Source organism: Psychrobacter sp. DAB_AL62B (assembly GCF_028895345.1).
In the GTDB taxonomy this organism is placed as follows: domain Bacteria; phylum Pseudomonadota; class Gammaproteobacteria; order Pseudomonadales; family Moraxellaceae; genus Psychrobacter.
Genome location: NZ_SAXC01000002.1, coordinates 493,738 through 516,594, shown reverse-complemented (window position 1 = coordinate 516,594; position 22,857 = coordinate 493,738). Strand labels below are relative to the sequence as shown.

Sequence of the window (22,857 nt, the reverse complement as noted above, 5' to 3'; positions counted from 1 at the left end):
AGCCAATTCCACAATTACACCAATGTTATAAAACCACCAAATACTTTAAACCAATGCACTAGGTTTGCGACCTAGCCAGCAGGAGAAAAACATGAGTACCTCACAGACTACTAACGTCAAAGCACCAACCCATGCGACCGAATACGACAGCGTCACTAATAACATCGTGGTTGCCGCTTTATATAAATTCACGCGCTTTGCTGACTTTGAGCAGTATCGCGAGCCAATTTTAAATAATATGCTTGATAACGATGTCAAAGGCACCTTGTTAATCGCAAGCGAAGGCATTAATGGGACGATTTCTGGCACACGCCAAGGGATTGATCACGTCCTTGAGTATCTTCGTAGTATCGACGCGATCGGCAGCTTCACTTTTAAAGAATCTTATACCGACGCCCAGCCTTTTTATCGCACCAAAGTGAAGCTTAAAAAAGAAATCGTTACTATGGGGGTTGAAAACATTGACCCATTACAATCGGTTGGGCGCTATGTCAAACCAAGCGAGTGGAATGCGCTGATTTCAGATCCGGACGTTATCCTCATTGACACGCGTAACGACTATGAAGTGCAAATCGGTACTTTCCAAAATGCGGTCAACCCAAATACAGAAACCTTCCGTGAGTTCCCTGAATACGTGGCAAAAGAGCTAGATCCGACTAAACATAAAAAGGTCGCTATGTTCTGTACCGGTGGTATTCGCTGTGAGAAATCTACTGCATTCATGCGCGAACAAGGCTTTGAAGAGGTCTATCATTTAGAGGGTGGTATCTTAAAGTACCTAGAGGAAATTCCTGCCAGCGAATCTATGTGGGAGGGCGATTGTTTTGTTTTTGACAATCGCGTCTCCGTCAATCACAACCTGGAAAAAGGCAGTTATGAGCAGTGTTTTGCCTGCCGAATGCCAATTACTCAAGATGAGATGCAAAGCTCTGCCTATATCAAAGGCGAGTCATGCCCGCATTGTATTGATAAAGCGACTGATGAGCAAAAAGAGCGCTTCCGTGAGCGCGAGCATCAAATGCAGCTGGCAAAAAAACGTGGTGAAGCACATATCGGTAGCGAAGTTATCGATATCATCGAAAAACGCCGCGCTGCGAAAGTTGAAGCTCGAAAGCAGCAAGAAAACGCTCAAGCTAAACAATAGAAATCAGCAAAAGCTTAACGAAATTAAGGTTTATTAGAAATAAGGGTTAAAAGAAGAGGCCAACAGCGTCTCTTTTTTTGACTCTTTTATACCGCTGGATAAACCACCTGGCCTTGACTATTTAGCTCAGCCCCTAGTGTTGGCTTGGCAGGATCTAAGCGGCCAACGCCCATAATATGCTCTACCCTGTTGCCTCTAAGCAGTAAATAATCGGTAATAATACGCCGATGACAACGCCACCATACCGCTTCAGAACACATAAGGGTAAGGCGCTGTTTTTTCCCGAGTTGAATGAGTTGGTCAAGGGCCGCTTGAAAAGTATCACTTAACGCATAATCCGCATAGTTATGAAAAGCTTGCACGCGCCATAGATTATTAATGTGTTCATCGATTTGTTTTTGTTTTGGACGTCGCCCACCAAGGTCGGAGCAGTGCTGATAACTGATGCCAACTTGACTGAGCGCTTGCGGAAAAGTATCGATATTAAAATTAGGGTTGGTGCGAGAACGGGGAAAGCTGCGCACATCAACGAGCAGTTCGATATCGGCTGCTTGAAGCATGTCAATCAGCTCATCAAGGCTACGGGTCGAATGTCCAATCGTATAAAATGTGGTGTTCATGAGTTAAGCCGTTGTCATTTTGAATTTTGCTGTTATAGTCTTGTTCTGCATGGTCTTATCCTGAATTGTCCAATGGTTTTGCTCATTCAATATTAACCAGCTTGAACTTGCTAAATCATTAGGACTTTTGTAGGACTATGGTGGTCAAAGGCTGCTAACGCAGCAAAACCGATCAAAGCAAAATAGAATGACCTAAACCTTTACTGCTTATAATGATACCCAGCATAAAAAAAGAGACGCTCAATTAAGCCCCTCTTTTTGACGTTTACAATGCGTTTTATCGAATACGATCAGCTGCCGCGATAAGTACTATAGCCATAGGCTGATAAAGTAATTGGCACATGGTAATGCTTGTCGCCTTCGATATTGAAGTTCACTTCAACATAAGGATAAAACGACTTTAAACCTTTATCTTGAAAATATGGCGTGGTTTCAAAAATCAGTTTATAAGTACCATCATGTTGTACGCCAGCTTCATTAGGTAAAAAAGTCCCAATACGACCATTGGCATCGGTCTTTTGCGTATTAACCAGTTTCCAGCTACCAGTCTTCTCTTGCATCATCAATCTTACATTGACGTCCGGTGCAGGCTTGCCCGTACTGATATCTAAAATATGGCTAGATAACTGATACTTGTCTTGATCGCCTGCCGCGTAACTTGCTGTCGCCGTCATAGCCAATACGCTACCAAGCGCAGCCGCTTTCATTATACTTGCTTTCATAAAAACCCCTATCTAAGTTTGATTTGAGAACACTAAGGACTAATGATAAAAATTTACTTATAAAGTAATTCGATAAAATACTTATCTGCTAGCTATTATAAGATCTAAATATTAAGCATATTAGCAATACAGGCGTTTAGTATAAGTTATCATAGCCGCGTTATTGTAAAGAAAATGTTAACTTATATGATGAAATTTTATGGTCAGCAATATTTGTGTTAATGGTTATTTAAGACAAAAAAATAGCAGACAATTTATTAAATTGCCTGCCATTCATATAACGACAATAAGTGCAAATTAGCTATAGATGTGCTTCAAACAAAAAATATGCCTAAAACAAAATACGCACGCGAATCGTTTCTTCAACATCTTTAAGTTGGTCTAGAGCAGCTGTTGAGTCGTTATAATCTACATCCATAACGAGGTAGCCGACATCACCTTCGGTCATCAGGCTTTGTGCTAAGATATTAATATGCGCCTCAGCAAACAAGCGGTTAATCTGTGACAGTACGCCTGGGACATTTTTATGGATATGCAGCAGACGATGCGAGCCTTCTTTAAACGGTACAGAAACTTCTGGGAAGTTGACGGCAGTCGCAGTATCGCCTTGGTCAGAATATCTAACGAATTTCTCTGCTACTTCTAGTCCGATATTGGCTTGCGCTTCTTGCGTTGAGCCGCCGATATGCGGGGTCAAGATGACATTATCAAACTTACGTAATGGCGATTCAAACTCTTCGTCAGCAGATTTTGGCTCTTTTGGGAACACGTCAATCGCTGCGCCTAACACTTTACCAGACTCAAGCACAGCGGCAAGATCATCAATCTCGACACAAGTACCGCGAGCGGCGTTGATAAAGTAGCTGCCGTCTTTCATTTGGGCGAACTGCTCAGCTTTCATCATATAGCGTGTGCTTGCTACATCAGGTACGTGCAAGGTCACGATGTCAGCGGTAGATAGTAGCTCTTCTAAGCTACCAACTTGTACCGCATTACCCAATGGTAGCTTGGTTAAGACATCATGGTAAATGACTTTCATACCAAAGCTTTCGGCCAAGACAGACAATTGCGAACCAATAGAGCCGTAACCGACGATACCGATGGTTTTGCCGCGCACTTCATGTGAGTTAGTCGCCGACTTACCCCAACCGCCACGATGAACAGTCGCATTCTTTTCAGGGATACCGCGATATAACATAATGGCTTCGGCAAGTACTAACTCAGCGACCGAACGGGTGTTCGAATACGGGGCGTTAAAGACCGGGATACCGAACTCACGAGCGGCGTCCAAGTCTACTTGGTTAGTACCGATACAAAAGCAGCCAATACCGATCAGTTTTTCTGCATGCGCAAGCACTTCACGGGTCAACTGGGTACGTGAGCGAATGCCGATAAAATGAGCATCTTTAATCTTTTCGATTAGCTCATCTTGATCCAATGCATGGCTGATATTTTCGATGTTTTGATAACCAGCATTTTGCAATATCTTTAAGGCATTGTCGTGCAGACCTTCAAGCAATAAAAAGCGGATTTTGTCTTTTTGGAGTGATAACGCCATATGAGAACTGTCCTATAATTGTCTTATAAAAATCATCAGTGGGATAAGCTATGATGGATGAAACGAAAACAGTCCGGATATCTTACACAAAATTCGACGGCTATGTTAGCAGATTAGATGAATTATTGGTTATCAAGCCTGAAAACTTTTTATGCTATAGTGAATAATTCTATCCATATGTGATTCAACAATCTTTTTATGCTTTGAAGCCATAGATAGATGCAAGCTCATACCGCTCTCTCGTTGCTACATTCGCTCAATTCCAATAATATACATCTTTTATATCAGACTAATAATATACACAGCTACACACGTTCAGTTATAGCCATTTAGTTATATAATAATCCCCTTTATGCATAGCGCTTACGTTTATACCGAGATTTGACCATGACTTCTTTATCTAGCCAAACCCTATCTGACACCCATGCAGCCGCTGTTCAAACTATTCTAAACACGTTGATTGATAGCCATCAATTTGATGCCAGCCAAATCAAAACTGACAGTGAAAGCTTAGAGCATTGGGGCAAGGACTGGACCAAGCATTTCGCTCCTGCTGCTGCGGCTATTGTCTTTCCAAAGACTACTGAGCAAGTACAAGCGATTGTGTTACTTGCCAATGAGCACAATGTGGTCTTGACGCCAAGTGGTGGTCGTACTGGCTTGTCTGCGGGCGCAGTCGCCGCTAATGGCGAGATTGTCGTCAGTATGGATAAAATGAACCATATTGGAAAATTCTATCCTGCCGATCGCATGGTTGAGATTGAAGCAGGTGTGGTCACTCAGCAGTTGCAACAGTTTGCTGAATCAAAAGACCTTTACTACCCTGTCGACTTTGCTTCAGCAGGCTCAAGTCAAATCGGCGGTAATATCGGCACCAATGCCGGTGGTATCAAGGTTATTCGCTATGGCATGACCCGTCAATGGATCATGGGGCTGACCGTTGTCACTGGTAAAGGCGATATCTTGCACCTCAATCGCGGTATGGTGAAAAACGCTACGGGCTATGACTTGCGTCAATTGTTTATCGGTAGTGAAGGTACGCTGGGGTTGGTGACTCATGCTCAAATCAAGCTTGAGCGTCAGCCGCAAGACTTAAACGTTATGGTGCTTGGCATGGACAGCTTTACCGATGTCATGAATGTCCTATCAGCCTTTCAAGCGAAAATTGATTTAACCGCTTTTGAATTTTTTGATGATGTGGCGATTGATAAGCTCATGGCACATGGTCAAGTACAAGAGCCGTTTGAGTCGCGTACCAAGTTTTATACACTGCTAGAGTTTGAAGCGCCATACGAGCCTATCATGGATAAAGCAATGGCGATATTTGAGGATTGCATGGAGCAAGGCTGGGTCGTTGATGGGGTCATGAGCCAAAGCTTGGCGCAAGCCGAGGAGCTATGGAAGCTACGCGAATATATCTCTGAAACCATCTCAGTATTTACACCTTATAAGAACGATGTATCCGTACTCATCAGCTATGTACCCGACTTTATCAATGAGATTGATCATATTGTCAGCAGCAACTACCCTGACTTTGAAGTTTGCTGGTTCGGTCATATCGGCGATGGTAATTTGCATCTGAATATCTTAAAGCCTGAAAACATGAGTAAAGACGATTTCTTTGCAGAATGTCAGATCGTTAATAAATATGTGTTTGAAACGGTAAAAAAATATGGTGGCTCAGTATCTGCTGAGCATGGCGTTGGTATGACCAAAAAACCGTATCTCAATTATAGCCGCAGCGAGACTGAGATTGATTATTTAAGAGAGGTCAAAAAAGTCTTTGATCCCAATAATATTATGAACCGTGGGAAAATTTTTGATATGTGAGTATTCATTTAATTATTAAAGTAATGAACAAGCTGGCATAAAAAATGACGCTAAACATAATGGTTTAGCGTCTTTTTTATTCGGTCACTTTTATAAGATAACTTTTATACAATCTAAATGGTCATTTTCGCCATATGAATTATATTTATAACGCTATAAATATAACAATATCAGCGCCACCACCAGTAACACGCTTAAAAAGCCTTGAACGATTAAAAAGGCTTGGTGTGGCGCAGCGATATGACGCATCATATTGCCCATCGCGTTATAAGTAATGCCTGCTGCATTGATATGCGGTGGACTATCAAAGGCTTTAATGGTTTGCAAAAACTGCTCAGTACGCTCAGGCGTCCAACCATGAGGCGCAAACGGTAAAAATGGTGACAGCTGCGCGGCTTGTTTCTTGGTAGCGGGCGACCATAGCCAACGCTCCAAAAACAATAAGCGCATACGCCAGTCAGAGAAGCTACGCTGTTTGATGGCTTTTAGTAATAGTACCTGAACATTTTTGTGGCGTTTATCAGCAAAAATATTCTGCGTTAAGGCCGATACTTTTTCTTTTTCACCTTCGATACATTGTAGAAAATGCCCATTGCCGTAACATAACGTTCCTGTAATGCCTTGCCGCTCATTGTAATCACGCGCATGACCTTCTACCTCGTCAAATATCGTCGCATTCAAACGTGATCCAATCGTCAGGCTGCTGACATACACCAACTGCACCAGTGCGGCGTCTTCTATTTTGTCTAATTTGCTAAGTGCAGTAGTGTGAGATGGCATCGTTTAAAATCCTTAAAAGGTCACTGTTAAATATGACCGAAAAAATAAGCTAAATAAAATTACGCCTGAGCTAATAAACTACTGCGTCAACAAAATACTAAACTCATAAAAAATAGTGATTCACAAAAACCTAGCAAATATTTACGACGCTTGACTGTCATTGACGAATGAGCTTGGTATCATACCCATCGCAGTCAGAACTGAAAGTATGGTCGATTCACTTTAAAAGTAAGAAAATGCCACTTGCAAACTGGCAAAGACACCTCATTAAAATTAATGATATGAGATTGAGGTTTTATAACTCATTGTAAATACAGAGATAAATTATTGTAACGATTCTCTAAGAGTATTGGTATAATTTTCTCGACATTTCTTGGCATTGTTACATGAAAAACTGTGCCCTTGGGTTTGCCTTTAGCGATTGCATTCACCTAAAGAGTAATACCACGACGTGTGATCCCTTATTTATTGACCTTATTTATTAACATTAATTTATTAACACCCGTTATTGAAACAACAGACAGGAACATTATGAGCAAGATTGAAAAACCAGACGACTTCCATCTGACGATTGCTGAGATTAAGAAAAAAGACTACCCACAATTAAAAGCATTGATGGATCGTGTCTATGTTAACTTAGGCGGTGCATGGTCTAAAACGACGATCAATACTTTGATTGATGCGTTCCCTGAAGGTCAGATTGCTTTGTTTGACCATGATAAGCTGATTGGTATCGTACTATCCATGCGCGTTGATTACACCAAATTTTCTAATCCGCATACCTACGATGATTTAATTGGGCAAAAAGAAATCATTAGAGATAACCCTGAAGGCGATGCAATATATGGTCTAGATGCACTCATTGACCCTGAATATCGTGGTTATCGCTTAGGTCGTAGGCTTTATGATGCACGTAAAGAGCTATGCCGTCAGCTAAATTTCCGCGCTATTTTGGCCGGTGGTCGTATCCCTAATTATCATAATCATCAAGACCTCACACCGGGCGAATATATTGAGGCCGTTGCGGCTCGTGAGATTCACGACTCTGCGCTGTCTTTTCAATTATCGAATGGCTTTATCGTCAAACGTATTTTGACTGCTTATTTGCCTGATGACAAACAATCTAAAGGCTTTGCGACCTTACTTGAGTGGGCAAATATTTATTATGAGCCAAAAGACTATAAGCCTAATACTCGGAAATCTGAGGTACGTATTGGCGGGATTCAGTGGCAGATGCGTGAGGTTGAGTCGCCTGAAGAGCTGCTGCAACAAGTTGAGTTCTTTGTCGATATTATGGCTGATTATAACTCTGACTTTGCCTGCCTACCCGAGTTTTTTAACGCGCCATTGATGGGGTTATGTGAATCGACGGATCAAAACGTCGCCATTCGCTTTTTGGCAGGATATACCGAGTGGTTCAAAAACGAGATATCGCATCTGGCCGTCAGCTATAACGTCAACGTGATCTGCGGCTCTATGCCTCTGCTCGATGAAGATGATACCTTGTACAATGTCAGCTATCTTTGCCGCCGCGATGGTACGGTTGAAGAGCAGCGCAAAATTCATATTACCCCACATGAGCGTAACGCTTGGGTCATCGAAGGCGGTGATGAGGTAAAAGTATTTGATACTGATGCCGGTCGTATTGGCATCTTGGTTTGCTATGACGTCGAGTTCCCTGAGCTTGCCCGCCTAATGGCACTCGATGATATGGATATTTTGTTCGTACCATTTTGGACAGATACCCAAAACGGCTATTTACGTGTACGCCACTGTGCGCAGGCACGCGCGATTGAAAACGAATGCTATGTGATGATTTGCGGTTCAGTAGGTAACTTACCGCAAGTTGAAAGTTTAGATATTCAGTATGCACAGTCGTCTATTTTTTCACCATCAGATTTTGCCTTCCCACATGATGCGATTATGGCGGAAACGACCGCAAACACTGAAATGGTATTCTTCTCTGACTTGAACTTAGACAAGCTTATCCACGTGCGCAACGAAGGCTCGGTACATAACCTTCTTGACCGCCGTGATGATTTGTATAGTTTGAAATGGAAACGAAAAGCCAAAATTTCAGCGAGCAAATTAACGGACAAAGAACGCCTTGAAAACTCTGGCAGTGTCCTTCTTGGTGATCCATTACAAGACCGCGCGCAAAAGTCTTAATTGGTTTATTTAAAAGCCATGCATTAACCCTGTACTAAAAATCACCTAATAGCATTTATAAGTAATACGGCTGATCCTTCAGCCGTTTATTTTTATCTATTAAAAAACACTGAGAGTAAAAAAGCAGCCACTATGACGACTGATATTGAAAGCAAAAAAGAAAAACCTAACAAGACACCTAAGCAAAAAGCATTGTCGATCATTAAAACTGTGCTGTTATATGGTTTGGTATTTATGGTGATTTATACCGCCATCAACTGGTGGCGACAGCCGGTCATGCCAGCCAATCCGCAGTTGCAATTAACAGACTATCAAGGGCAGACCGTTGACTTGGCAGCGCTGAGTCAGGATAAACCAACGCTGGTATATTTTTGGGGGACTTGGTGCCCTGTATGCCGTGTCACCTCGCCGACTATTAATACGTTGGCAGCAGAAAACAATTATCCTATCGTCACTATCGCCATAAAGTCAGGCTCTGACCAAGAGCTAGACAGTTATCTCAATGAGCATAGCTATAACTTTACGACAATTAATGATCAAGAAGGGCTTATCTTTGATGATTGGCAAGGACAAGTCACGCCTTCTTATGTCATATTAAAAGATGGTGAAATGACCCAAGGGCTGACTGGTATTCAGCCTAAATGGTCACTGAAATTACGATTATGGCTGTCGTCAGTTTTTTAATTTTCAAAAATCAGTTTTACTATGCTGATGGCATTTTTGATTTACCTCTATCTATAGTCAGATCTAAATAAAAAAGATACAAGTTAAACAGTGCGTTGCTGGTATAAAATTTCCTCGCTTGCTGTGCGCTTTGCACTCCAGAGGCTTCGAAAAATTCATTCCAGCAACGCTGTATTCTTTTTAAAGTGTATTAACTATACTTCATTTTAAATAAATGATAGAAAGCCCAAGCTCATTAATTAGCAAACATTTGCTATAATAAACTTTCGTTTAATCTTAATAATGGATTTGAGGTTTGAAAATGAATTGGAAGAATACTGGTATCACAATAGTTACTGCTGTGTTCATTAGCATCTTAAGCGTGACTTCAGCAAATGCCGAACTTAAAGATTATTATAGTGAATGTATGAGCAAATATAAGACTATAAATAATTCGAAAATTTATGAATGTACTGGATATGCGGATCAAAAATACAAAAGTACGATGAATAAGGCTTACAATAAAATCTATAAATCCCTTAAAGGTAATGGACGAGATTCCGCTGATGCAGAAAGTTTTGAAAAATCACAACTCGGTTGGCTAGATTATCGTGATCAACAGTGTGCTCTAGAAGGGATGTATATTGGTAGTCCAGCACTGCCGCTTTGTGTATCATCTAAAAATAAAGAGCGCGCTGAAGAATTAATGAATTTCTCAGAAAACTTTTAAAAAGATATTCTTCTGAAACATATCAAAAACTGAATCTCAAACTAAAAACCTGCCACTCATTTGACTGGCAGGTTTTTCATATACTTAGGGCGTATTTAATAATATGCTAGCTAACTAACGAATCGAGCTGCTTATACTCATAATCCAGCGCCTCTGCAACTGCTTTATAAGTCATATAACCTTGAGTGGTATTTACGCCTTTTGCCAAAGCGGCATTGTCATTACAAGCCTTTTTAAAGCCTTTTTTGGCAAGGGCTTGGATATACGGTAAGGTAACGTTAGACAATGCTATGGTTGAGGTGCGTGGTACTGCCCCAGGAATATTCGCCACGGCGTAATGAATAATGCCATGCTTGGTATAAGTCGGATTATCATGAGTGGTGATTCGATCCGTGGTTTCAAATAAACCGCCCTGATCAATCGCAATATCGATAATAACACCGCCATCATTCATATCTTTGACCATCTGTTCAGTGACCAGCTTCGGTGTGGCCGCACCCGGAATTAATACCGCGCCAATGACCAAATCACTGTCTTTCACGCTATCGGCGATATTGACTTTGTTGGATATCAGCGTCTGCACATTATTGCCAAACATCTCCGATAGTTGTTTAAGACGCTTGGGATCAAGATCCAGAATGGTGACGCTAGCATGTAGACCAACCGCGATTTTTGCCGCTTCAGTACCCGATACACCGCCGCCTATAATGGTAACCCTACCCTTTTTTACGCCTGGCACGCCGCCGAGCAGCATGCCTTTACCGCCATAAAAAGACTGCAAAAACTGCGCGCCTATCTGCGTACTCATCCGTCCAGCGATCTCACTCATCGGCGTCAATAGCGGTAACGAGTTATCCGCCAATTGGACTGTCTCATAACCAATTGCCGTGACTTTATTGTCAATTAATACCTTAGCAAGCTCTGGCTCATTAGCCAAATGCAAATAGGTAAATAAGATTAAGTCGTCTGTTAAGTATTGATATTCGTCAGCTTGTGGTTCTTTTACTTTAATAATCAGCTCTACGTCCCATACTTCAGCAGCGCTATTCGCAATGGTTGCGCCCGCTTCTTTATAGTCATCATCCGTAAACTGCGACCCCATACCGGCCTCAGTCTCGACAATGACGTCATGACCATCATCGACCAAAGCACTGACGCCATTTGGGGTTAGACCAATGCGGTTTTCGTTATTCTTTGTTTCCTTCGGAATACCTATTTTCATAACTGCTCCATGTTATATTATTTAAGATAAAATAGATAAATTCATAGCAACGTGCTACGAGCATTATTTTTTAATTAATGCTCCCATGCGCGCTAGACGCTACAAAAAATCCATACTAGTAGGCGTATGTTGTATTTCTTTAAATCGAATTAAATCGGATATGATAATTAATGTGGATTAAAATTAATGAATAAAAAACGCTTCAATCAAAAACGACGATAAACTACTGGGAGTAGGGATTATCTGAGGATAGTGATATGATGCTGTCTTGCACTTAAAAACAGCTTAGATATTGATTGCTCTATCTTTATTATCACTTTTATTAGCGTAGCAGATATAAAATAAGTAGCAATCGCTAGTTACTTAAATTTTGTGACTGGTTTTGGCGGACGCAATTACGATACTGGTCGGCTCTTTTTACCCTACTGTTTTTGTCATATAATAGCTGACGTTACCTTTATCTACTTTCTGCCTGTTTTAATAGCTGTATGTTATGTTGCATTCATCTCATGAGCATTTATGATTGATTTGACTATTTTATAAGCAACTGATAAGTAAAAAAGACCCCTGTTATTAAGCATCAATCCCAGTATTACCTTGAGTTTTGCAACCACCTTTAAACAAATTTTTCAATTTACATTTTCATCACTATTTTAAAAGACGCCTTCTATGACTGATAAAAGTTCTGATACACCAAGCCACGATTATAAAGACACCTTAAATCTTGCCGATACGCCATTTGCAATGCGCGCAAACCTTGCCAAACGTGAGCCTGATTGGCTAGCTGCTTGGGAAGCGGATGATGTGTACGGTAAAATTCGTCAGGCACGTGCTGGGGCGACCAAATACATTTTGCACGATGGTCCTCCCTACGCCAATGGTCAGATTCACTTGGGTCACGCGGTCAATAAAGTACTAAAAGACATTATCGTTAAATCAAAAACCTTATCAGGTTTTGATGCACCTTATGTGCCCGGTTGGGACTGCCATGGTTTGCCTATCGAGCAAAAAGTCGAAGCTAAGTACGGTAAAGTTGGTCAAAAAGTCTCCGCGACTGAATTTCGTGGTTTGTGCCGTGAATATGCCAGCACGCAGATTGAATTACAAAAGGCAGACTTCAAACGTCTTGGCGTGTTCGGCGATTGGGACAATCCGTATCTAACCATGAACTTCCATCAAGAAGCCAACATCGTACGCGCCCTTGCCAAAATTCATGACAATGGTCATGTGACTCGCGGTATGAAGCCGGTCAACTGGTGCTTGGACTGTAGCTCTGCTTTAGCTGAGGCCGAAGTTGAATATCAAGATAAGGTCTCAGACGCTATCTATGTCAGCTTTGATGTTTTAGACAGCGACAAGGTTGCAGCATTGGCTGAGATAGATGGCAACATCGCTGCCGTTATCTGGACGACGACGCCTTGGACTTTACCAGCTAACCAAGCCATCTCGGTACATCCTGAGCATGACTATAGTGTGGTCGCCACTGAAAACGGCAACTTACTACTGGCAACTGACTTGGTCGAGTCGGCGTTAAGTGAATTTAAACTTGATAATAAAGGCATCCTAGCTACGGTATCAGGTCGCGAGCTTGAAGGTCTGCATGCTCAGCATCCATTAATTACAGAACGCCAAGTGCCATTAATCTTAGGCGATCACGTGACGACTGACAGCGGTACTGGTCTGGTACATACCGCACCTGGTCATGGTCTTGACGATTATATCGTTGGTCTTAAATATGATTTACCGGTTGAAAATCCAGTAAGTGGTACGGGCATCTATTTAGAAAGCGCGGCGGTATTTGCTGGTGAGCACATTTATAAAGCCAATCCAAAAATCATCGCGGCTCTACATGATAACGGTCACTTAATCAGTCATACTAAAATTGAGCACAGCTATCCGCATTGCTGGCGTCATAAGTCGCCTATTATCTTCCGTGCGACGCCGCAGTGGTTTATCAGCATGGAAACCAAAGGCTTACGTGAGCGTGCGCTTGCCGATATTCCAACAGTCAATTGGACACCAGCATGGGGACAAAATCGCATTGAATCCATGATGAATGGTCGCCCAGACTGGTGTATTTCGCGCCAGCGTACATGGGGTGTACCGATTGCTTTCTTTACCCATAAAGAAACAGGCGAGCTGCATCCAAATACCCTAGAGTTAATGGAAACTGCCGCACAGAAAATCGCAGCAGGCGGTGTTGAAGCTTGGTTTGATGCCAGCTGTGAAGATTTCTTGGGCAGCGAGGCCGCTGACTATGATAAAGCGACTGATACGTTAGACGTTTGGTTTGACTCAGGTACGACGCATTTTGCCGTACTTGAACAACGTGACGAGTTGACCAATCCAGCTGATTTGTATTTAGAAGGCTCTGATCAACATCGGGGCTGGTTCCAGACGTCATTACTGACCTCAGAAGCCATGTACGGACGCCCGCCGTTTAAGCAAGTATTGACTCACGGGTTTGTCGTCGACGAAAACGGTCGCAAGATGAGTAAGTCACTGGGCAATATCATCACCCCACAAGAAGAGATTAATAAAACCGGTGCGGATATGCTGCGTCTATGGATTGCGTCTAGCGATTACCGTTATGAGATGAACGCCGGTAAAACGGTATTTAAAGGTGCAATCGATATGTATCGCCGCATCCGTAATACCCTGCGTTTCTTGCTTGCCAATACCGATGACTTTGATCCAGCAACTAACAGCGTCGATATCAATGAATTGGTCAGCCTTGATAAATTTATCATTGAACGTGCGCAAACGGTACAAGCACAAATCATTAGTGCTTATGATGCGATGGACTTTCACCAAGTCACGCAACATATCACCGCGTTTTGTTCGCAAGATTTGGGCAGCTTCTATTTAGATATTATTAAAGACCGTCAATACACTACTCAAACCGATGGTCAACCGCGCCGCTCTGCGCAAACGGCTATTTATCATATCGTCCAAGCACTCATTCGCTGGATCACACCGATTTTGTCATTCACTGCGCAAGAAGCGTGGGAAGTATTGCAAGGTAACAATGGTGGTGAAGCCGGCTATGTATTTACGGAAGAGTGGTATGTATTCCCAGAGTTTGAGCTAAGCGCTATCAGCAACGATGACTGGCAACGTATCATGCTCGCAAAAGATATAGTCAATAAGCATATCGAAACCGCACGCGGTGAAAAAATCATCAATGCTAACTTATCAGCGGACGTTAATCTATATGCTGATGGCGCCATGCATGAAAGTCTAGCCAAGCTTGGTGAAGAGCTGCGCTTTGTACTCATTACCAGTAATGCAACCTTAAAGCCTTTGAGCGCTGCCCCTGTTAATGCAGTAAGCACAGACGAGCAAGCAGACAGCAGTAGCACAGCGGTCGTCGACTTAGTAGTAGAGGTCAGCGCTGCAACTGGCACCAAGTGTGTGCGCTGTTGGCACATTCGTGATGATATTGGTACAGATAGCACGCATCCAGAATTATGTGCCCGCTGCGCAACCAACGTCAGTGGCGATGGCGAGGTGCGTCACTATGCCTAATTCGACAGAAAACAATAAGCCGCATGTTGCAGTCGACAATACACCTAAGCCTGCGCATGCGACAACGGGTAACTCATCGATACCTAAAGGACGGCTGAATAAGACGCCAAAGATTATTGCTAATGGCAGTCGCGCGTTTGTCTGGTATCTACTATCACTGGTCGTGGTTATCCTTGATCAATGGACGAAATGGCTGGCTGAAACCAAGCTGACCTTTCATGAGCCAGTGCCTGTCATCGAACCTTTCCTTAATTGGACATTGGCATATAACTACGGCGCTGCCTTTAGCTTTTTGGCAGATGCTGGCGGTTGGCAGAAGTGGTTTTTTTCTGGTCTCGCATTAGTGATGTCATTATTCTTAATCGGTTATCTCATCAAAGCGCCACGCCAAGCTAAGCTGTTATCTATCGGTTTGGCATTAGTACTTGGCGGTGCGATAGGTAACTTGATTGACCGCTTGCTACATGGTCACGTGATTGACTTTATCCATGTGCATTATGCCGACGTTTGGCATTATCCTATTTTTAATATTGCCGATATTGGCATTTCTATCGGTGTAGCACTGATTATTATTGATATGCTATTTTTGGAAGGTAAGCGTAATAAATAAGTAAATTGATGTCAATTAGCGAAAATAAAAGCCCCGTCATAGAACGCTATGGCGGGGCTTTTTTATAAAATTTTGATGCTTATCTACTACAGCCCCTAAAAATTTAATAAAGAGCCAATCCTTGTTCACAATAATCCTTCTAAAAAAGCCAAACCCCCACCCGCCAATATAAACAACAACCCCGCCATATTAATCACGACGGTTAAATAATACGCCACTCGAAACTCAGGCTTTTGTGACTTATGCCTCAAGTAAGTTTGTGCGACCATTGCACCGACCCAGCCACCAAGCGCACTTAACAGATGCAAGGTTGATTCAGACGTGCGCCAATCGTTATTTTGAGCGGCAGCTTTGTCTTTGGCATACATTGCATAGGTTATGATTCCCAATGCCGCATACCAAGCAACGACTAGCCAGCTTAGCTTATTCATGACCGCCAATAAAATTAAGACGCCATAAAAGCCAACACCGAGGAACAAGCGTTTCTTTTGTCCTGCTTCAAACTCTGCTTGCGCACTACGTTTATGATTACGCTGCCGGATTTGCTGATTCTTTTGTGCCATTTTTTGTTGTACAAAGCTCAGCTCTTGCACGTCTTTTGCCTGCATGCGCCCTTGATTGTCTTGCCCAGACGTAAAGATGACTTGCTCGCCGACATTAGGTCGACGGCGTGCTTTAAACTCATTGATATGAAAGAATATTGAGTCACCATTCTCAGTTTCGATAAAGCCAAAGCCTTTATCATCTTGCCATTTTTTAACCTGACCTTGTCGCTTATTTGCCATCGATATGCCCGCCCTCTTTTAGATTCGCCAAACATATTACACTATTTGCGTTACACTATTTACGCTTACATGCTTTCGCAGATGGCTTATCATTTCTTACAGTATTCTCAACCCGACTCCCTATTCTAACAAGAGGTAGCTTTTACTATGTCCGACTCACAATTTATCACTCCCAATGAAGATACTCGTATCACGTTTGGCAGCCTCGTTAAGCTACATTTTGAAGTATCATTAGAAAATGGTACGGTGATTGACTCAACCTTTAGCCGTGACACGCCTGTCACCTTGACCATAGGCGATGAAAGCTTGTTACCCGGTTTTGAGCAAGTTCTAATGAACCTGCGTGCTGGTGATACGCGCTCCGCTCACCTTGAGCCAGAGCAAGCGTTTGGTGAGTGGAATTCTAACAATATCCAACGCTTTAGTCCTACCCAGTTTGCGCTCATCGCTGAAAACCCTGAGATTGGCATGCTGATAGAGTTTGAAGACAAAGGTAAAAATACCCTGCCCGGTACGATTAGCGCTATCAATGATGACGAAATCGAAGTGGATTTCAACCACCCTCTTGCTGGGCAATCCGTACTATTTAAAATTAAAGTCTTTCAAGTAACGCCACCGGGTGTCACTGGTATTAAGCTAATTTAGAATGAAAAATCGATTTATATTAGAATAAAAAAGGATAAACAGATGCAATATCAAACACTGCCGCAAATCGATGAAAAAGTTTCCAAAATTTGCTTAGGAACGATGACTTGGGGCCAGCAAAATAGCGAAGATGACGCACATGCGCAAATGGATGTGGCGCTCAGCGAAGGCGTGAACTTTTGGGACACCGCCGAGATGTATCCGTCACCGCCGGATAAAGACAAGCAAGGTGATACCGAACGCTTTATGGGTACTTGGTTTCATAAAACCAAACAGCGCGACAAAGTCATTCTCGCCAGCAAGATGTCACCGATGGATTTCTTACGTGATGGGCAGACGCGTTTTAATGCTGAACATATTAGTAGCGCCATCGATGGCAATCTTGAGCGTTTGCAAACTGATTATATCGACATCTATCAACTGCATTGGCCTGAACGTCAAGCAAACTTTTTTAGCCAACGCGGTTATACTGAAGCAATGGCAGCGCAATCACTGGACGATTTAACGCCCTTTTTAGAGACCATTCAAGCGTTAAATGATGAGATTAAAAAAGGTCGTATTCGTGCTTATGGGCTGTCGAACGATACTGCTTGGGGACTGATGCGTTATTTATGGGAAGCGGATAAAAATGGCTTAATTGCGCCTATTACTGTGCAAAATCCTTATAGTTTATTAAATCGCTTATATGAAGTTGCTATGGTAGAGATTGCGCATCGTGAGAATATTGGTTTACTCGCTTACTCACCGCTTGGCTTTGGCGTATTGTCTGGCAAATATCTTGATGGCAAACGCCCAACCGGCGCGCGCCTCACTATGTATGATCGCTTTGCGCGTTATACCAACGAGCAAGCACTGTCAGCCACCGCTCAATATGCCAAAATCGCGGCGGATGCCGGTTTAGATATGGCGCAAATGGCATTAGCTTTTGTCAATTCGCGCTCGTTTGTCACAAGCAACATCATTGGTGCTACCACTATTGAGCAGCTAAAATCTAATATTGATAGTATCCATGTAACGTTAAGCTCAGATGTATTAGAGGCTATCGAAGCGGTACATACGCAGCAACCTAATCCATCACCTTAGTTTAACAGAGCTTAGACTCTCATAACCTGATATTAAAGTATTCATAGTGCAAAGAGAAAGGCGCAAATCGCTAGGTTTATCACTGCGATTTGCGCCTTTTTTATTGATATTTTTCTATCTTAAATAAACTTATGCTTTTACTACTTTCGTTAATACTCGCGAATGTAGTTCGGCTAGGCCTTCTTGCATACGTGACTGTAATAAATTCGTCAGCTGGCTTTTACTCAACCCTTTGGGATCTATTGGCTCAAGTGGCAATACATAAGCGGTAACATCCTTAGTGTCGAGCACCTTTTTTATGCTCTCTTTCATCGTAAGCTTACCGAAATAAGGTAATGCTTCACTCAAGGTACCATCTTTATTGACATAAGCAATCACCAGCGGGCGCACAGGAACGTCAGCATCTATCGCCGCTTGTAGCAAGGTGCCATGAATACGCTTAATTTTTTTGCCGTCTGTCGTGGTTGCCTCAGGAAAAAACATTACCGAGAAGCCCTTGGTTAAAAAGCTGGCAATTTGCGCTGCAACCGAGCCTGCATCACCAGAACCACGCTCAATGAAAACCGTGCCTGCCGCCTGCGCCAACTTACCGAATATAGGCCAATCACCAATTTCAGCTTTGGATAAAAAGAAGGCAGGGCTTACCGTACCAACCACAGGGATGTCCATCCATGACACGTGATTAGACACCCATAGCCCATGATGTTGCTCTACCCGCTCAACGGCAATGACCTTTACGCCAAAAGAGCCTGCCATTTTGCGGCAAAAAGTTTGGATATAGTGTGGCAGTGTTTCGCGTGGTGGCTGTTTAAAGGCCCCGATACGTTGGGCGGCACGCAGTCCGCCAGCGATAGTCGTGGTCATGCCAGCAATCTGTTTGCCGCGACCCAATTGCTGTTTGAGTGAAAAGCCTGACTTAGATTGGCTCATCTGTGTCCCTCGTGGTTGAAAACTTATGATTATATATCGTAAACAAGCGCAATGAGTATAACAAAGTTTATTCAGTCAGTGACGATTTGTTCACTGAGTTATGAATGGTTTTTGTTAGCGCTTTGATTCAGTTTCCTATCGCTCAATTTGTATTTTATCATCATTAAAAAAGCTAATAATGGTAGTAGTAACTATAATGACAGAACATTTAATAATTAACCTTGTAACATAAAACCATCGCTAATTGTGCTAGTACGCTTTAACATTAAGTGATGAGACCACATATATATGGTCATATGAACGCTATATCGACGTTTACTGAATTGATAATAGCGATATATTTACTTTATTGAATAGGTGATACTCTTTGGATTATTTTGAAAGACACGAAGGTGGCGAACGCGCCATTATAGTACATTTAGACATCCGCCAAATCCAAGATCCTGATGATCTAGGTGAATTTGAGCTATTAGCAGACTCAGCAGGGGCTGATCGTTTGGCACTGGTCACAGGCTCACGCCAAAGACCAGATGCTAGATACTTCGTTGGTAGCGGTAAAGCAGAAGAAATAGCAGAATTGGTTCGCGAACATGATGCCGATATCGTCCTTTTTAACCATAGCTTATCGCCATCACAAGAGCGTAATATTGAAGCCTTGGTAAAATGTCGCGTACTTGATCGTACTGGGTTGATTTTGGATATTTTCGCTCAGCGTGCACGTACTTATGAAGGTAAGTTACAAGTAGAGCTGGCACAGCTTAACCATTTATCGACGCGTTTGGTGCGTGGTTGGACGCATTTGGAGCGTCAAAAAGGTGGTATTGGTCTGCGTGGACCAGGTGAAACCCAGCTTGAGACGGATCGTCGCTTACTACAAGTGCGAGTAACCCAGCTTAAATCTAGAATTGAGAAAGTCAGACAGACACGTGCGCAAGGTCGAGCCAGACGGCAAAAGTCAGACGTGCCAACCATTTCGCTCGTTGGTTATACTAACGCTGGCAAGTCTACTTTATTCAATCGCTTAGTCGATGAAAATATCTATGCTGCCGATAAACTTTTTGCAACGCTCGACCCCACTTTACGCCGTTTAGATTGGCAAGGTGTTGGTCGTGTGGTATTGGTCGATACCGTTGGTTTCGTCCGTCATTTACCACATGAGCTAGTAGAATCTTTTCATGCAACATTAGAAGAAACCTTAGAAGCAGACTTATTGCTACATGTGATCGACTCCTCCAGTGAAGACATGCATGAGCAAATTCAAGCGGTCAAAGACGTGCTGTCTAAAATCGATAACGATGTACCCGTGCTCAATGTCTATAATAAAATCGACTTAACCGATGAGCCTGCACATATCGGTTATGCTAGCGAAGGTCAACCTAACCGTGTGTATGTTTCTTCTAGAGAAAATCTAGGTATGGAAGAGTTGTCATTAGCCGTCCAGCAGCTACTTACTGGCACATTGACCACGTTTGATTTGACGCTACCTTATAATGCGGGTCAGTTAAAAAACGCCTTGTATGAGCTGGGCGTTATTCAAGAAGAGAGCTACAATGACAGCGGTCATGAATGCTTAACGATTCGCTTGCCAAGCGATAGGCTCAGACAGCTACTTGGTCAAGCAAATTTAGAGCCTTCGGATGTATTGCCATTAGCACAAGCGACGTTACTGATGCCGATACTTGAAGAGTTTGAAAAGCCTGACGAGGATGAAGAGCAGACGATGACCGAAGCAGAAGAAAAAGCGTTTGATGAATTTGATGCCTTAAATTCTGAAGCATTATCGTCAGAAGTTCTAACTGAAAATAATCTAGGGTCTGAAGTGGAAACAACGCAAACTCTTGATTCACAGCGCTAAATGACCAGTGTTCTAAAATAGCTGGCTGCTTAAAATGGTGTGGTTAACTATAAATGGACGGTATCAATTGATATCGTCCATTTTTTATAGGGTATATATAGTCAGCTCTAAATAAAAAAAGATACAAGTCAAACAGTGCTTTGCTGGAATGAGTTTTCCTCGCTTGCTGTGCGTTTTGCACTCCAGAGGCTTCGAAAAATTCATTCCAGCAACGCTATATTCTTTTTAAAGTGTATTAACTATAGTACTAAATTTCACAGTCCGTCCAAAGTGATAGAAAGCGCTATTATCCTATAAACTTTATTAGTTGAGCCACTCTCTATATAATCGCTTTTTATGCCTTTAAAAATACTGATACGTAGGATTCACATTTTAAAAATGGAAAACCCATACGCTTATAATTGATTCTATTCGTGAGACTATCCTCACTAATATTTTAACTCTCTCATCTATCTTTCTTTCTATCTATGACTTGGCCGAAATTGCTTATGAAGTCTACCCATTCTTCAAAAATACCCTTATGGATGGCATTGCTGTTGACACTAACGATGATCATCATTGTTCGTGAGTCAGCAGTGATTGTCTGTCAGTGGGCAGGAATCGAAAAAGCTGCCAATATCGTCGGTATGCTAACGATGTTTTCTATCCTGATCGTTTGGCGGTTGATTAAAGGTCTACCTAGCTGGCTCACCCGAGCTAGTAATACTTTATTGGTTGATAGTGGCTTTGCTTTTTTACCGGTATCTGCGGGTGCAGGTTTGCTGTTATTCGCCTTAGGTGATGAGCTATGGGGCGTAATGCTAACGATGATTATTAGTACGCTCATACCACTTTGGGGACTGGCGATACTTGCCAACCGCTGGCTCAATCGCGATGCTAGTAGTGATAGCACCACTACCAATAAGCAGAAGGAACAGCTTTAAGCTGTATGAACAAAGGAATCTTATGAGTTTTGATAGTATGTTTATGACCACCCTTGCTGCGATATTATTAACCTTAGTAGCACACGTGATAGCTCGCGTACTGGCACGCAAACTATCATGGTTGCCAATGGTGATTACAGCACTGGCATTGGTGGTATTGTTTTTGTTCATTCTACAATGGGATTATAATCATTATTATAGCGCGGCCAAACCTGTATTTGATCACCTATTAGGCTACGTCACAGTGTTATTAGCCGTACCTTTAGCAGCCATGAACTTTAAAGGCTTGCCAGTCAAAAAACTTTCTATCATTGTCGCGATGGCTAGTCTAGTTGGGGCGTTGTTACCGATGTCATTGGCCTATCTATTTTCACTGAGCAACGATACGATATTGGCTTTTGCCACCCGTTCAGTGACCACACCGATTGGTTTGAGTATCGCAGATTTGATCAAAGCGCCTCTAGCGATGGCGAATCTGATTATTATAGTCTCAGGGATCATTGGCGGTACGTTAGCGCGCTTCTTGTTTCTTGGCATCGATGACGACCGTGCCAAAGGCTTAGCGCTTGGCTTGGCCGCTCATGCATTTGGTACGGTAGAAGCCTGGCAGATCAGTCATACAGCTGGACGTTACGCGGCATTTGGCTTGGCAGTCAATGGTTTGGTCACCGCTGTTTGGGTACCTATTTTTATTACTGCCCTAACTGTTTAAGCTCACTTTATGACTGCACTATGCGCTTAAGCTCGTTAATCTGCTTTCAATACTCTTTACCTGTTTAAATAGAATAATTGTAAAGTCCAAAATATCTACGATGCTTTAGATAATCAGTATTTTTATAGAATCGATTTACTTGAAAAACAAAAAAAGTATTGCTGAAATCACTTTTTTCTATTAAACCAAGCTTATAAACAGTAAGCCAGAAGATTTTTTTTCAGTAGCACATAGCTAGCAAGGTATTTATTTTATCTTATACTGGCAACAGCAATGATATAGCTGTACATCGATCCTTAATCAAGTACCTTGTAATAGCATATTGATTTCATTAAAAATTTTTACAAT

General features: G+C 42.4%; 19 protein-coding genes. 12 read left to right on the top strand and 7 right to left on the bottom strand.

Annotated elements, in window-relative coordinates:
- The first annotated feature begins 91 nt into the window (after positions 1-91).
- Positions 92-1,144, top strand: coding sequence for an oxygen-dependent tRNA uridine(34) hydroxylase TrhO (gene trhO / locus EPB74_RS05095; RefSeq protein ID WP_274903139.1), 1,053 nt, complete (start codon positions 92-94; stop codon positions 1,142-1,144).
- An 86-nt stretch (positions 1,145-1,230) separates the two neighbouring features.
- Here trhO and EPB74_RS05090 read toward each other — a convergent pair whose 3' ends face one another.
- From EPB74_RS05090 to serA, 3 genes are all read right to left on the bottom strand, one after another.
- Positions 1,231-1,764, bottom strand: coding sequence for a DUF488 domain-containing protein (locus tag EPB74_RS05090; RefSeq protein WP_274903138.1), 534 nt, complete (start codon positions 1,762-1,764; stop codon positions 1,231-1,233).
- 290 nt (positions 1,765-2,054) lie between these two features.
- The gene (uraH, locus tag EPB74_RS05085; RefSeq protein ID WP_274903137.1) at positions 2,055-2,486 is read right to left on the bottom strand and encodes a hydroxyisourate hydrolase; all 432 of its coding nucleotides are present in this window, start codon (positions 2,484-2,486) and stop codon (positions 2,055-2,057) included.
- A gap of 331 nt (positions 2,487-2,817) precedes the next feature.
- A complete protein-coding gene (gene serA, locus EPB74_RS05080; RefSeq protein WP_089555111.1) occupies positions 2,818-4,044 on the bottom strand; it encodes a phosphoglycerate dehydrogenase in 1,227 nt (408 codons plus the stop codon).
- A gap of 387 nt (positions 4,045-4,431) precedes the next feature.
- Here serA and EPB74_RS05075 point away from each other — a divergent pair, with 387 nt between their 5' ends.
- A complete protein-coding gene (locus EPB74_RS05075; protein WP_274903135.1) occupies positions 4,432-5,874 on the top strand; it encodes an FAD-binding oxidoreductase in 1,443 nt (480 codons plus the stop codon).
- A gap of 153 nt (positions 5,875-6,027) precedes the next feature.
- On the opposite strand, the gene EPB74_RS05070 is transcribed toward EPB74_RS05075, so the two are convergent.
- Positions 6,028-6,654 (bottom strand): BLUF domain-containing protein, encoded by a 627-nt coding sequence (locus EPB74_RS05070; RefSeq protein ID WP_079690901.1) that lies wholly within the window; start codon positions 6,652-6,654, stop codon positions 6,028-6,030.
- Between the two features lie 531 nt (positions 6,655-7,185).
- Between EPB74_RS05070 and EPB74_RS05065 the strand changes: the two genes are divergently transcribed.
- The 3 genes from EPB74_RS05065 (at position 7,186) to EPB74_RS05055 (ending at position 10,216) form a co-directional block, all read left to right on the top strand.
- Entirely contained in the window at positions 7,186-8,823 is a 1,638-nt protein-coding gene (locus EPB74_RS05065; protein WP_274903134.1) for a carbon-nitrogen hydrolase family protein, read from the top strand.
- 132 nt (positions 8,824-8,955) lie between these two features.
- Positions 8,956-9,507, top strand: coding sequence for a protein disulfide oxidoreductase (locus EPB74_RS05060; RefSeq protein WP_274903133.1), 552 nt, complete (start codon positions 8,956-8,958; stop codon positions 9,505-9,507).
- A gap of 301 nt (positions 9,508-9,808) precedes the next feature.
- Complete coding sequence (locus EPB74_RS05055; RefSeq protein WP_274903131.1) at positions 9,809-10,216, top strand: lysozyme inhibitor LprI family protein; 408 nt, start codon at positions 9,809-9,811, stop codon at positions 10,214-10,216.
- A 106-nt stretch (positions 10,217-10,322) separates the two neighbouring features.
- Here EPB74_RS05055 and ald read toward each other — a convergent pair whose 3' ends face one another.
- Positions 10,323-11,438: an alanine dehydrogenase gene (ald, locus tag EPB74_RS05050; RefSeq protein ID WP_274903129.1), complete on the bottom strand. Its 1,116-nt coding sequence runs from the start codon at positions 11,436-11,438 to the stop codon at positions 10,323-10,325.
- A gap of 669 nt (positions 11,439-12,107) precedes the next feature.
- Between ald and ileS the strand changes: the two genes are divergently transcribed.
- Together ileS and lspA are read left to right on the top strand one after the other, a co-directional pair.
- A complete protein-coding gene (gene ileS / locus EPB74_RS05045) occupies positions 12,108-14,966 on the top strand; it encodes an isoleucine--tRNA ligase (RefSeq protein WP_274903128.1) in 2,859 nt (952 codons plus the stop codon).
- Positions 14,959-15,576 (top strand): signal peptidase II, encoded by a 618-nt coding sequence (lspA, locus tag EPB74_RS05040; RefSeq protein ID WP_274903127.1) that lies wholly within the window; start codon positions 14,959-14,961, stop codon positions 15,574-15,576. Before ileS ends, lspA begins: the two co-directional genes overlap by 8 nt.
- 125 nt (positions 15,577-15,701) lie before the next feature.
- Here lspA and EPB74_RS05035 read toward each other — a convergent pair whose 3' ends face one another.
- A complete protein-coding gene (locus tag EPB74_RS05035) occupies positions 15,702-16,361 on the bottom strand; it encodes a cold shock and DUF1294 domain-containing protein (protein ID WP_274903125.1) in 660 nt (219 codons plus the stop codon).
- A 147-nt stretch (positions 16,362-16,508) separates the two neighbouring features.
- Between EPB74_RS05035 and EPB74_RS05030 the strand changes: the two genes are divergently transcribed.
- Positions 16,509-17,006, top strand: coding sequence for an FKBP-type peptidyl-prolyl cis-trans isomerase (locus EPB74_RS05030; protein ID WP_079690894.1), 498 nt, complete (start codon positions 16,509-16,511; stop codon positions 17,004-17,006).
- 42 nt (positions 17,007-17,048) lie between these two features.
- Positions 17,049-18,089, top strand: coding sequence for an aldo/keto reductase (locus EPB74_RS05025; RefSeq protein WP_274903123.1), 1,041 nt, complete (start codon positions 17,049-17,051; stop codon positions 18,087-18,089).
- Between the two features lie 129 nt (positions 18,090-18,218).
- Here the strand turns inward: EPB74_RS05025 and EPB74_RS05020 are convergent, their stop codons facing one another.
- Positions 18,219-19,019: a lysophospholipid acyltransferase family protein gene (locus EPB74_RS05020; protein WP_274903122.1), complete on the bottom strand. Its 801-nt coding sequence runs from the start codon at positions 19,017-19,019 to the stop codon at positions 18,219-18,221.
- Positions 19,020-19,386: 367 nt separating this feature from the next.
- On the opposite strand from EPB74_RS05020, the gene hflX reads away from it, so the two are divergent.
- The 3 genes from hflX to EPB74_RS05005 all read left to right on the top strand — a co-directional run bounded on the left by hflX (position 19,387) and on the right by EPB74_RS05005 (position 22,509).
- On the top strand, positions 19,387-20,874 hold the full coding sequence (hflX, locus tag EPB74_RS05015; RefSeq protein ID WP_274903121.1) for a ribosome rescue GTPase HflX: 1,488 nt from the start codon (positions 19,387-19,389) through the stop codon (positions 20,872-20,874).
- A 488-nt stretch (positions 20,875-21,362) separates the two neighbouring features.
- Positions 21,363-21,797 (top strand): CidA/LrgA family protein, encoded by a 435-nt coding sequence (locus tag EPB74_RS05010; protein ID WP_274903120.1) that lies wholly within the window; start codon positions 21,363-21,365, stop codon positions 21,795-21,797.
- Positions 21,798-21,819: 22 nt separating this feature from the next.
- The gene (locus tag EPB74_RS05005) at positions 21,820-22,509 is read left to right on the top strand and encodes an LrgB family protein (protein ID WP_274903112.1); all 690 of its coding nucleotides are present in this window, start codon (positions 21,820-21,822) and stop codon (positions 22,507-22,509) included.
- The last annotated feature ends 348 nt before the right edge of the window (positions 22,510-22,857 follow it).